General features: G+C 71.6%; 10 protein-coding genes. 5 read left to right on the plus strand and 5 right to left on the minus strand.

Annotated features, from left to right (window positions below; translation table 11 throughout):
* The first annotated feature begins 87 nt into the window (after positions 1–87).
* Positions 88–2,280: an AAA family ATPase gene (locus Q0L54_RS00430; RefSeq protein ID WP_296664482.1), complete on the plus strand. Its 2,193-nt coding sequence runs from the start codon at positions 88–90 to the stop codon at positions 2,278–2,280.
* A 16-nt stretch (positions 2,281–2,296) separates the two neighbouring features.
* Here Q0L54_RS00430 and Q0L54_RS00435 read toward each other — a convergent pair whose 3' ends face one another.
* Entirely contained in the window at positions 2,297–3,106 is an 810-nt protein-coding gene (locus Q0L54_RS00435; protein WP_296664483.1) for a matrixin family metalloprotease, read from the minus strand.
* 107 nt (positions 3,107–3,213) lie between these two features.
* On the opposite strand from Q0L54_RS00435, the gene serA reads away from it, so the two are divergent.
* Together serA and Q0L54_RS00445 are read left to right on the plus strand one after the other, a co-directional pair.
* Positions 3,214–4,419 carry a phosphoglycerate dehydrogenase gene (gene serA / locus Q0L54_RS00440; protein ID WP_296664525.1) on the plus strand — a complete coding sequence of 402 codons (1,206 nt, stop codon included), beginning with the start codon at positions 3,214–3,216 and terminating at the stop codon, positions 4,417–4,419.
* Between the two features lie 92 nt (positions 4,420–4,511).
* A complete protein-coding gene (locus Q0L54_RS00445) occupies positions 4,512–6,104 on the plus strand; it encodes a DEAD/DEAH box helicase (RefSeq protein WP_296664528.1) in 1,593 nt (530 codons plus the stop codon).
* Here Q0L54_RS00445 and nrdR read toward each other — a convergent pair.
* Together nrdR and Q0L54_RS00455 are read right to left on the minus strand one after the other, a co-directional pair.
* Complete coding sequence (gene nrdR, locus Q0L54_RS00450; RefSeq protein ID WP_296664485.1) at positions 6,064–6,552, minus strand: transcriptional regulator NrdR; 489 nt, start codon at positions 6,550–6,552, stop codon at positions 6,064–6,066. The genes Q0L54_RS00445 and nrdR overlap by 41 nt on opposite strands.
* Positions 6,553–6,652: 100 nt before the next feature.
* Positions 6,653–6,970 (minus strand): LysM peptidoglycan-binding domain-containing protein, encoded by a 318-nt coding sequence (locus tag Q0L54_RS00455; protein WP_296664488.1) that lies wholly within the window; start codon positions 6,968–6,970, stop codon positions 6,653–6,655.
* 180 nt (positions 6,971–7,150) lie between these two features.
* Between Q0L54_RS00455 and lexA the strand changes: the two genes are divergently transcribed.
* On the plus strand, positions 7,151–7,891 hold the full coding sequence (lexA, locus tag Q0L54_RS00460; protein ID WP_296664489.1) for a transcriptional repressor LexA: 741 nt from the start codon (positions 7,151–7,153) through the stop codon (positions 7,889–7,891).
* Positions 7,892–7,920: 29 nt separating this feature from the next.
* Here the strand turns inward: lexA and Q0L54_RS00465 are convergent, their stop codons facing one another.
* Both Q0L54_RS00465 and hflX read right to left on the minus strand, forming a co-directional pair.
* Entirely contained in the window at positions 7,921–9,840 is a 1,920-nt protein-coding gene (locus Q0L54_RS00465) for an ATP-dependent DNA helicase (RefSeq protein WP_296664491.1), read from the minus strand.
* Complete coding sequence (gene hflX / locus Q0L54_RS00470) at positions 9,837–11,342, minus strand: GTPase HflX (RefSeq protein WP_296664493.1); 1,506 nt, start codon at positions 11,340–11,342, stop codon at positions 9,837–9,839. Before hflX ends, Q0L54_RS00465 begins: the two co-directional genes overlap by 4 nt.
* A gap of 83 nt (positions 11,343–11,425) precedes the next feature.
* Here hflX and Q0L54_RS00475 point away from each other — a divergent pair, with 83 nt between their 5' ends.
* Positions 11,426–12,031 (plus strand): methyltransferase, encoded by a 606-nt coding sequence (locus tag Q0L54_RS00475; RefSeq protein WP_296664495.1) that lies wholly within the window; start codon positions 11,426–11,428, stop codon positions 12,029–12,031.

Raw genomic sequence — 12,031 nt, forward strand, 5'->3', positions numbered from 1 at the left:
CCCCGCGCTACCAAGCACCCCCTCGGGCGCGCGATAATGGGGGACTGTCCTGCCCCGGTGAACGCAGGATGGGCGGAGGGTATGCCAATGGGGAACGAACGCGGACTCACGGCGGAGCGCAGCGGGCTCGCCGCGGAGCAGCGGGTGGTCGAGGGGCTGTACGCACGCCTCGATACGCTGCGCGACGAGGCGACCGAGCGGCTGGCGGCGATCCGCCGGGAGGGCCCATCGGGATCCCCGCAGAACCGCTCCGAGCGTGACGCGTTCGCCACCCTGTACGAGGATCGGATCGCCCAGCTGGACGCGGTCGAGGACCGGCTGTGCTTCGGCCGGCTGGACCTGCGTGACGGCGAGCACTTCTATGTGGGCCGCATCGGGCTGTCGGACGCGGAGCACCTGCCGCTCTTGACGGACTGGCGCGCGCCCGCCGCCCGGGCCTTCTACTCCGCGACGGCCGCCAGCCCGGGCGACGTGATCAACCGGCGCCACCTCACCACCCAGGGCCGCAACGTCACCGCCGTCGAGGACGACGTGCTCGACGTCGACGCGCTGCGGGAGATGGGTGCCGATACCGCGCTCGCGGGCGAGGGCGCGCTGCTCGCCGCGCTCGGCGCGCGCCGCACCGGCCGCATGGGAGACATCGTCGCGACCATTCAGGCGGAGCAGGATGCGGTGATCCGCGCGCCCATGATGGGGGCGCTGGTGGTGCAGGGTGGGCCCGGCTCGGGCAAGACCGCGGTCGCGCTCCACCGCGCCGCCTTCCTGCTCTACCACCACCGCCAGCAGCTCGAGTCGAAGGGCGTGCTGCTGATCGGCCCGTCGCGCACTTTCCTGCGCTATATCGATCACGTGCTCCCGTCGCTGGGCGAGACCGGCGCGGTCTCCACCACGCTCGCGGGACTGATCCCCGGAATCGAGATCTCCGCGGTCGAGCCGGACTCCTCGGCCGAGATCAAGGGGAGCACGGCGATGGCGGACGTGATCAAGGCCGCCGTGCGCGAGCGCCAGCGGCTGCCGCGGGCGGACCGCGAGATCCGTATCGATGGACGCACCCTGGTGATCCGCCGATCCGACGTGCGGGAGGCGCAGTCGCGGGCCCGTCGCGACGGCCGTCCGCACAACGAGGCGCGTGCCGCGTTCGCGAAGGACATGATCACCCGTCTCACGCACCAGCTCGCGGACCAGGTCGAGGCGTTCTCCGAGGAGGATCGACACGATCTCGAGCGCGACGTCCGCGACGATCGCAACGTGCGCATCGCGATCAACCTCTGCTGGCTGCCGGTCACGCCCGACCAGCTGCTGCGCGACCTGTTCTCGAAGCCGCACCTGCTGGACCACGCCGCGCGTGCGCTCACGCCCGACGAGCGCGACCTGCTGCTGCGCCCCGCATCGGCGCCGTTCACCGAGGCGGACGTCCCCCTGCTCGACGAGGCCGCCGAGCTGCTGGGCGACATGCCCGGCGGGAGGGCATCACGCCGTGACGGGCCGTCGCGCGAGGAGATCGAGTATGCGAAGGACGTGCTGGACACCTTCGGCGCGGAGAGCATGATCAAGGTCGACGCCGAGACCCTCGCGGCGCGCATGCAGGGCGGGAGCACCCGCCTCACCGTCGCCGAGCGCGCGCGGCGCGACCGCTCGTGGACGTACGGCCACGTGGTGGTGGACGAGGCCCAGGAACTGTCGCCGATGGCCTGGCGCATGCTGCTGAGGCGGTGCCCGACGCGGTCCTTCACCATCGTCGGCGACGTGGCCCAGGCCACCTCGGTCGCCGGCACGCGCTGGTGGCCCGAGACCATGGATCCGCTCTTCCAGGCGTCGTGGGAGCTGCGCGAGCTCACGATCTCCTACCGCATCCCCGCCGCGGTCGCCGATGCCGCGCAGGCGTTCGCGAAGGCGGCGGCGCTGCCCGTCAGCGAGCTGAGCGCAGCGCGCGAGATCGCGGACGCTACCGCAGCCACGCGGGCGGACGATGCGGTGGCGGAGGCCGCGCGCATCGCGCGCAGGCACGCCGCCGCGTTCGCGGACGGCGACGGCGGCCTGGTCGCCGTGATCGCGCATGAGGACGCGCGCCCGGCGGCCGTCGCGGCGCTGGAGGGCACCGGCATCGATGTCTACACCGCGCGCGAGTCGAAGGGTCTGGAGTTCGACGTCGCGGTCGTGATCGAGCCGGCCAGGATCGCGGTGCGACCCGGCGACCTCTACGTGGCGCTCACGCGTCCCACGCGCCGGCTCGAGGTGGTCCACTCCGAGCCCCTTCCCCCTGGGCTCGTCCTCACCTGACCGCGGTCGCTCGGCGTCAGCCCGCCTCGCAGCCTCCGTCGCCGGCCATCGCGAGGCCCTCGAGGTCCCCGGGGCCCCAGTCGACGAGGCGCAGGTTCGAGTCGTGCATCAGCTCTCGTGGGTCGGCGACGTGGGCGAGACCCACCACGTGGCCGAGTTCGTGCGCCACCACGGCCCGCGCCAGGTCGCTGCCGCCGGGCTGCCCGATGATCCGCTCCATGTCCTCGAAGTCGATCGACACGACGCCCGCGCGGAGGAAGCGATCGTCGCCGTACGCGCCGGGCACCGCCGAGGAACCGCCGAGTCCCGTGATCGATCCCGCCAGCTCCGGATTCTGGTTCGCATTCTCGAACCCGATGACCACGGGCGCGAATCGATCCCCGTAGCGGTCCTGGACGAGCGCGCGCTCGAACGACACCCGCTCGTCCGTATACCCCTCGAACTCGAACTCGAGCCCCGTCGCCACGGACACGGCCTCGATCGCGTCATGCACCACCGGCTCGAGGCCGTCGGGCATGTGCACGGGCGCGATCACCCACGTGACGGCCCGGCACGGGTCGTAACGCACGGGACCGCCGCCCGCGCCGCCCGTCGCGAAGAGGAAGTCGTACGACCCGGAGGTACCGGGCTCGACGGCAGGAAGTCGCCTGGATGCCGGGCCGTCCGCGACGGGGATCCTCACGGTCTCCCCCGCCGTGTCGATCACGTTGCGGGGAGTGCCCCAATGGCGCACATCCGACCAGGACACCCCGCGCCACCACGCGCCCGCGGCGAACAGCGCGGCGCAGGCGAGGACGACTCCCAGGATCCGCGCCGCCGATTTCATGAACCAACTGTGTCACGCCCCCCGCCGACCACCGGCCACGTCGAGCCCCTGCACGCGGGTGCGGGCGGCCCGCCAGGGACGTCGGAGCGCTCGGGGAATGTGAGACGATACGGTCCGTGCGCGCACTCCTCCTAGAAAACCTTCACCCCAAGGCGACCGAGATTCTCGAGGGCTCCGGGATCACCGTCGACAACCATGGCGGGGCCATGGACGAGGACGAGCTGATCGAGTCCCTGCGAGGGGTCCAGCTGCTGGGCATCCGCTCCAAGACGCAGCTCACGGAGCGCGTCATCGAGGCGTCTCCGGACCTCATCGCCGTGGGCGCCTTCTCGATCGGCACCAACCAGATCGACCTCGCGGCAGCGGCGCGGCGCGGCATCGCGGCGTTCAACGCCCCGTTCTCGAACACGCGCTCCGTGGTCGAGATGGCGGTGTCCGAGATGATCTCCCTGACACGCCGGCTGCCCGACCACAACCGCAACCTTCACAACGGCGTGTGGTCGAAGTCGGCCGCCGGAGCTCATGAGATCCGCGGACGCACGCTCGGCATCGTGGGCTACGGGAACATCGGCTCTCAGTTGTCGGTGATCGCCGAGGCGCTCGGGATGAACGTCATCTTCTACGACAATGCGGAGAAGCTCGCGCTCGGCAACGCCACGCGCATGCCCACCCTGGAGTCGCTGCTGGGTGAGGCGGACATCGTCACGCTGCACGTGGACGGACGCAAGGGCAACTCCGGCTTCTTCGGAAGCCAGCAATTTGGCGCGATGAAGCCCGGCGCACTGTTCCTCAACCTTTCGCGCGGGTTCATCGTCGACGTCGAGTCGCTCAAGCAGGGCCTCGAGGACGGCCACATCGGCGGCGCCGCGGTCGACGTGTTCCCCGAGGAGCCCAAGAAGACGGGCGACCCGTTCGAGTCGCCGCTGCAGAACATGCCCAACGTGATCCTCACCCCCCATATCGGCGGGTCGACGGAGGAGGCACAGCGCGACATCGGCATCTTCGTCTCCACCCGGCTTCGCGACTACGTGCTCCACGCGTCGACGTCGCTCAGCGTGAACCTGCCCAACCTGTCGCTGGACCAGGTCCAGGGATCGCACCGCGTCGCACACCTGCACGAGAACATCCCGGGTGTCCTCGCGGCCGTCAACCAGGTGTTCGCGGCTCACAACGTCAACATCGACGCCCAGCTGCTCGGAACCCGCGGGGAGCTCGGCTACGTGGTGACCGACGTCGCGTCCGGTATCGACGACGACGCGGTGGACGCACTGTCCAGGATGGCCGGGACCGTACGCCTCCGGGTGCTCTCATAGCCGTCGCGGACGGCGTCGCATTCGCGGCGCTCGGCCTGCCGGAGCCCCTTGTCGAGGCGCTGGCACGGCACGGCATCGTCACTGCCTTCCCCATTCAGGCGGCAACCATCGCGGATGCACTCGCGGGACGGGACGTGCTGGGCAAGGCCCGGACGGGCTCCGGCAAAACGCTCGGGTTCGGACTGCCCGCCATCGTGCGGCTCGCGGACGGCGAGCGTCCGCTGCCGCGCCGGCCTCGCGCCGTGGTCCTGGTGCCCACCCGCGAGCTCGGCATGCAGGTCTCGGACGCTCTCGAGCCGTACGCCCACTCGATGCATGTGTCGCTCAAGCTGGTCGCCGGAGGCCTGTCGATGGCGAAGCAGATCCAGGCGCTCGAACGGGGCGTCCATCTGGTGGTCGCGACGCCGGGCCGCCTCGCCGACCTGGTGAGGCGAGGCCATGCGGACCTTCGCGAGACTGAGCTGATCGTCATCGACGAGGCCGATCACATGGCGGACATGGGCTTCATGGACGAGATCACCGAGATCCTCGCGGGCGTTCCCGCGGGCGGTCAGCGGCTGCTGTTCTCCGCCACGCTCGACGGCGACGTGGACCGCCTGGTCACGACGTACATGGACCGTCCGGTGCTGCACGACGTCACGGACGGCGAGGCGGGACCCGCGACGATGCGCCATGTGGTGCTCAACGTGCCGCCGAACGCCAAGTACCAGCTGGCCTCCCGGATCGCGGCGCGCGACGGCCGCACCATCGTGTTCGTGCGCACCAAGCTCGCGACCGAGCGCATCGCCGAGGAGATGCGCGCCGCCGGAATCCTGGCATTGGCGCTGCACGGCGATCGCTCCCAGGCCGAGCGCAACCACGCCATCGCATCGTTCCGTGCGGGAGACGTCCCCGTGCTGGTCGCCACCGACGTCGCGGCGCGCGGGATCCACGTCGACCACGTGGACCTGGTGCTGCAGTTGGACCCGCCCACGGACCCGAAGGACTACACGCACCGATCCGGACGCACCGCGCGCGCCGGCGAGGAGGGCCTGGTGGTCACTCTGGTGCTCCCCCACCAGCGCCGCACCACCGACCGGATGCTTGAGCGCGCGGGCGTCGACGTGACGTTCCGCAAGGTTCGCGGCGAGGACGCGGATTCGCTCGCCCTGGTCGACTCCGTCACGGGGGGCCGCGCGCCGTCGGGCATCCCTGTACGTGAGCCCCGCCCCCAGCGGCCCGAGCGTCGAGGGCGCTACGAGCGACCGGGCCGGGGAGAACGACCCGGCCGCGACCGCTCCGCACGGCGCGAGGAGCGCCCGACCCGCAGGTTCGACCATGACGATCGCGCGGACGAGCGGCTCGAGTCCCAGCGGCGCGCGGAGCAGCGTCTCGCGCGGGTGGAGCAGGACCTCGCGGAGCGCGAGGCCGCGGTGGCCGCTCGCGAGGGACGGCTCGCCGCGAAGGAGGCGCTGGCCGACGATCGCTCCTCGCGCCGCGGCGACGGCGACCCGCGCGGCTCGGGCCGCACCGCGGAGGGCAGGCCGTCTCGGGGCGCGGCGCCCAAGCAGCCCAAGTCGACGTCGAAGAAGGCGTCCAAGGGCGGCAAGACCGGGGGGTCCAAGGGCGGCAAGCCGTCCGGCAGGTCAGGCCACGCCGCGGGGTCTACGCCTCGGAAGCCTCGTCGCCCGAAGGGCGGCCGGTAGCCGCATCCTCCACGCGGAGCCGGGCGATGGCGGCCGCGAAGTCGTCGAGCGAATCGAAGGCCTGGTAGACGCTCGCGAACCGCAGGTACGCGATCTCGTCGAGCTCGCGCAACGGGGGCAGGATGGCCAGCCCGATGTCGAGGGCGTTGATCTCGGCTTGGGCGTTCGCGCGGATGGTCTCCTCAACCCGCTGCGCCAGCACCGCGAGATCGTCATCGCTCACGGGCCGCCCCTGGCAGGCCTTCTTCACTCCGGACACGATCTTGTCGCGGCTGAAGGGCTCGGTGACGCCGTTGCGCTTCACCACCGACAGGCTCGCCGTCTCCACGGTGGTGAAGCGCTTGCCGCATGCCGGGCACTCCCGCCGGCGGCGGATCGACGAGCCGTCGTCGGCGGTGCGAGAGTCCACCACGCGCGAATCGGCGTTCCTGCAGAACGGGCAGTGCATGCGCCCACTCTGCCACGCTCGCGCGCCCTGCCCCAACCGCCGATGCCCTGCCGTCGCCGACGCGGCTTGGCGCGCGACTCGTCAGACGAGGTCGCCCTGGCTAGTCGACCACCGGGAGGTAGATCTGCTGCCCGGCCACCAGACCCGATCCGGACATGGAGTTGAGGTGCTGGATCTCGCCGATGGTGTCCCTGACATCGCGACCCGCCGGAGTGAGCGCCGCGGCGATCGACCACAGCGTCTCGCCCGACGCGACCGTGTACGAGTCGATCTCCACGGGATCGACGGGGCCATCCGAGGCGAAGGCCTGCGGACCCACGACCGCGGCGCCGCCGAGCAGCAACAGGACGCCCAGGATCCGCCCGGTCCTGGCGCGTCGGTTCCTGGCCACCTTGGTCTGCGGTGCGTAGATGCTCATCACTGCCTCCTTCGTTCGAACACGTGTTCTATCGAACGTATGTTCTAGTTCTAGCACCCTCGTGCGACACTCGCAAGACACGCTCGAACATATGTTTGATTTCGACCCCGGATTGCCCTAGCGTCTTGAGACAAGAGGACCACCGAGGTCTGACACTCAAGGCGACGGGAGGCGGGACCGATGGCGCAGGACGGGACGGCAGGCGGCACGGCGGACGGGTCCGGCGAGGCGGGCGCGAGCGTGCACGAGCTCCGCGATCCATCCACCGGTCTCACCGCCCGGCAGCGCGCGGTGGTCGACTACATCAGGGCGACCGTGATCGATCGGGGCTACCCGCCGTCGATGCGGGAGATCGGTGAGGCCGTGGGCCTCACCTCCACCTCTTCGGTCAAGCACCAATTGACGGCGCTCGAGGCGAAGGGCGTGCTCCGGCGAGACCCGCATCGTCCCCGGGCGATCGAGGTGGTCCTCCCCGGCGAGACGGCCGTCTCTCCCCCGGCGCGCACCTCCGCGGTCGCGGACGCCGCGCTCGCCGTGCATGCCGACAACCTGTCGATGGTGCCGCTGGTGGGCCGCATCGCCGCCGGCGGACCGATCCTCGCTGACCAGGAGGTGGAGGACGTGTTCGCTCTCCCCCGCCGGCTCACGGGCGACGGCGAGCTCTTCATGCTTCAGGTGGCCGGCGACTCGATGATCGACGCGGCGATCTGCGACGGCGACTGGGTGGTGGTGCGGCGCCAGAACAACGCCGACAACGGCGACATCGTGGCGGCGCTGCTCGACGACGAGGCGACCGTCAAGACCTTCCGCAACCGCGACGGCCGGGTCTGGTTGATGCCGCACAACCCCGCCTACACGCCCATCGACGGCACCCATGCCCGGATCATGGGCAAGGTGGTCTCGGTACTTCGCCGGGTCTGACCCCGCGTGCCGGAGCCCGGCCCGAGCCGCTACGCGCCGGAGAGCCTTCGCAGAGCGCCCAGAGCGACCTCGCGATCGGTCGTGGGCCACAGCGGCGGCATCGACCGGGCGAGGAATCCTCCGTATCGCGCCGTCGCGAGTCGCGGGTCGAGCACCGCCACCACGCCCCGGTCCGCGGTCGACCTGATCAGGCGGCCGGATCCCTGCGCCATCAGAAGCGCCGCCTGGGTGGCGCTCACCGCCATGAAGCCGTTGCCTCCCGCGGCGGCGACCGCCTCGGTACGGGCCTGCGACACGGGCTCGTCGGGGCGCGGAAACGGGATCCGATCGATCACCACCAGGCTGGCCGTGGGCCCGGGCACGTCGATGCCCTGCCACAGCGACGTCGAGCCGAACAGGCAGGTCGCCGGGTCCTCCGCGAAGCGCTTCACCAGCGTGGGCAGCTGATCGTCGAGCTGGTAGAGCACCGGCACGTCCAGCCGCTCGCGCATCGCCTCAGCCGCCATCAGCGCGGCCCGGTGCGAGGAGAACAGACCCAGCGTCCGCCCGCCGGCCGCCTCGATGAGCGCCGCAAGCTCGTCGAGCGCCTCCTCCGAGATGCCGCCCATCCCCGGCTTCGGCAGGTGGCGCGCCACGTAGAGGATCCCCTGGCGCGGGTAGTCGAAGGGGCTGCCGGCGTCGAGGGTGGAGGGATCCTCGACGCCCAGGTGGCGCGCGATGGCGCCGAAGTCCCCGCCAAGCGCGAGCGTGGCCGACGTCATCACCGACGCCTTGTCCTCGAGCAGCTCCGAGCGGATGAGCCCCGCGACGTCGAGGGGCGCGGCGACGATCCGTTCGGCCACGCGTGAGTCGTAGTCCCCATCACGCGCGGCGAGCCACACGACGTAACGTCCGTGCTCGCCCTGGAGCTCCTCGCACACGTCGACCACCTCGGACAGCGCCGCCGACGCGACCTTGCCCGCGGCGCCCGCCTCCTCCGACCTCTTCTGGAGCTCCGACACGCAGCGGCGCGCGGAGCCGCGCACCTCCTCCACCGCGGCGGCGAGCTCCTCGGGCAGGCCATCGCGCAGACGCCCGGGCTCACACGCACCCAGGGCCCCGTCCAGCCGGCGTGCCGCACGGTCGAGGTCCTCGACGGCGACGCCGGCCCGGCGCGCGCGACGCGCGGCCCGATCCACGGCCGACACCATCAGCTCATGCGTGGCCGAGGACGTGATCCGTTGCACCAGCTCGTGCGCCTCGTCGACGATCAGCACCGTGTGGCTGCCGAGCATGTCGTGGCCCGTGGCCTGCACCCCCAGCACGGCATGGTTGGTCACCACGACATGAGCCGACGCCGCATCGTCGCGGACCCGCTGCGAGAAGCAGTCGGCCAGTGCGGGACACTTCGACTCGAGGCACTCGCGCCCGGTCACCGACACCTGCGCCCAGGCCCTGCCGGTCACGCCCGGCACCAGATCGTCGCGGTCGCCGGTCTCGGTGCCGTTCGACCACTCGTGCAGGCGCGCCACCTCGCGCCCCAGTTCGGACGTGGGCCCCGAGGGGATGGGCAGCACGTCCTCGTCCGGCTCCGGATAGCCTCCGGCGAGCTTATGCGCACACAGGTAGTTGGCCCGCCCCTTGATCAGGCCGATGCGGGCGCGCTCTCCGAGCACGGGCTCGAGCGCCTCCGCGACGAGGGGGAGGTCCTTGGTGTACACCTGGCGCTGCAGCGCGAGCGTGGCGGTCGAGACCACCACCCGATTCCCGGTCCGCACGGCGTGCGCCACCGCGGGCACCAGGTAGCCGAGCGACTTTCCCGTGCCTGTGCCGGCCTGGATGAGCGCATGCTCCTCGCCCGCGAGGGCCGCGGCGACGGCGCGCGCCATGTCGCGCTGGCCCTCGCGCGGCTCTCCCCCGAGCGCCGCCACCGCTCGCTCGAGCAGCGCGTCGGCGTCGAGATCGCTCACGCGGAGGCGGCGGTGACGCCGGCCTGCTCGAGGCGGGCCGCCAGACCCGGGTCCACCAGCGCCGTCAGGTGCGTGCCCTCGGCCACGTGCGCCTGAGTGAGCACCTCGCCGTGCCGATGCACCTCGCTCACCAGGTCCCCGCGGGTGTACGGCACCACCAGATCCACCGTCACGGTGGGTCGGGGCAGCTCGCGCCCGATCAGGGCCAGGAGCGCGTCGATCCCGTCGCCGGTGAGCGCCGACACCTCGATGGTGGGCTCCCGGCGCGCACGCAGCCGCATGAGAGTCGCGGGATCGGCGACGTCGGACTTGTTGAGGACCAGGATCTCCTTGACCGCGTCCGCGCCTGGCACGTCCGCCAGCACCTCGCGCACCGCCCGGATCTGCCCCTCGGGGTCCGGGTGGGACGAGTCGACCACATGCAGCATGAGGTCCGCGTGCGACACCTCCTCGAGGGTCGACGCGAACGCCGCGACCAGCTGGTGCGGCAGGTCGCGCACGAAGCCGACCGTGTCGGACACCGTGAATTCGCGGCCGTCGGGCGTCTGCGACCGGCGCACCGTGGGGTCGAGGGTGGCGAACAGCGAATTCTCCACCAGCACCCCGGCGCCCGTGACCCGGTTGAGCAGCGACGACTTGCCCGCGTTGGTGTACCCGACGATCGCGACGTTGGGGAGCGTCAGCCGCCGGTCCCGCCGGACCGCACGGGCGGGCGCCATCGCCTTGATCTGACGGCGCAGTTGCGCCATGCGCGTGTGGATGCGCCGCCGGTCGAGCTCGATCTTGGTCTCACCGGGTCCACGCGAGCCCATTCCAGCGGCCGCGCCACCCACCTGGCCACCCGCCTGGCGGGACATGGACTCGCCCCAACCGCGCAGGCGCGGCAGCAGGTACTCGAGCTGCGCGAGCTCGACCTGCGCCTTGCCCTCCTTGGACTTCGCGTGCTGCGCGAAGATGTCGAGGATGAGCGCGGTGCGGTCGATCACCTTGACCTTCACCACGTCCTCGAGGGCGCGGCGCTGGCTGGGCGCGAGGTCGTCGTTCACGATGACCGTGTCCGCGCCCACGGCCGCGACCACGTCACGCACCTCCACGGCCTTGCCCTTGCCGATGTAGGTCGCCGGGTCGGGGTGGGGGCGCCGCTGCAGCACGCCATCGAGCACCTCGGATCCGGCGGTCTCGGCGAGCGCCGCGAGCTCGCGCATCGAGATCTCGGCGTCCTCCGCGGTGCCGTGGGACCACTGGCCCACCAGCACCACCCTCTCCAGGCGGAGCTGCCGGTACTCGACCTCGGTGACATCCTCGAGCTCCGTCGACAGCCCGGCGACACGCCGCAACGCGGCGCGCTCCTCGCGATCGAACTGGTCGCCGTCGTACTCGGTATCCACCACGGCGCCGGCGGCCACCGCGGTTCCGGCACGCGAGAGCACCCGATCGATCAACGCGTCGGCGCGGCGGTCGTCGGGAGTGGGTTCGAAGTCTTCGGCTGCGATATCGCTCATACCCCTTCATTGTCTCACCCCCGCGCGCCGTCCCGAACGGCCGGACGATGCGGCAACCCGGCCGCGCGCTACGCTCGTGACCCGTGAGCGAGGACCACTACTTCACCGCCCAGCCCGCATCAGCGGACGAGCGCCGGCTGGTGCCCGTGATCCTGGCGGGCCACGACGTTCACGTCGAGACGGCCGGCGGCGTGTTCTCGCCCGCCCATGTCGACCTGGGCACTCAGGTGCTGCTCAGGCACGTCCCCGAGCCGCGCGGCCACGTGCTCGACGTCGGGTGCGGCTGGGGCCCGGTCGCGCTTGAGGCCGCTCTTCGCGGCGCCGACGCCGTGACGGCCGTGGACGTCAACGAGCGCGCGCTCGATCTGCTCCGGCGCAACATCGCACGGCTCGGCGCGCATCACCCGCTGGCCCCCGTCCACGTCCTGCGTCCCGACGAGGTGCCCGCCGACGCATCGTTCGACACCCTCTGGTCGAACCCACCCATCCGGATCGGCAAGGACGCGCTGCACGGCCTGCTGGCGCGATGGCTCCCGCGCGTCGCGCCCGGCGGCGACGCCTACCTGGTGGTGCAGAAGAACCTGGGAGCCGAGTCTCTCGCCCGGTGGATCGGCGATCAGGGGTGGGGCGACGTCGACCGCATCGCGAACTCCAAGGGCTTCCGGGTGCTGCGCCTCACGCGCGCCTGA

Source organism: Demequina sp. (genome assembly GCF_024642165.1).
GTDB lineage: Bacteria > Actinomycetota > Actinomycetes > Actinomycetales > Demequinaceae > Demequina.

Bases quoted from the DNA above. Each gene is read 5' to 3' on its own strand.
- Q0L54_RS00430 (WP_296664482.1), top strand. From the start codon at position 88: ATGGGGAACGAACGCGGACTCACGGCGGAGCGCAGCGGGCTCGCCGCG.
- Q0L54_RS00435 (WP_296664483.1), bottom strand. From the start codon at position 3,106: ATGAAATCGGCGGCGCGGATCCTGGGAGTCGTCCTCGCCTGCGCCGCG.
- nrdR (WP_296664485.1), bottom strand. From the start codon at position 6,552: ATGCACTGCCCGTTCTGCAGGAACGCCGATTCGCGCGTGGTGGACTCT.
- Q0L54_RS00455 (WP_296664488.1), bottom strand. From the start codon at position 6,970: ATGAGCATCTACGCACCGCAGACCAAGGTGGCCAGGAACCGACGCGCC.
- lexA (WP_296664489.1), top strand. From the start codon at position 7,151: ATGGCGCAGGACGGGACGGCAGGCGGCACGGCGGACGGGTCCGGCGAG.
- hflX (WP_296664493.1), bottom strand. From the start codon at position 11,342: ATGAGCGATATCGCAGCCGAAGACTTCGAACCCACTCCCGACGACCGC.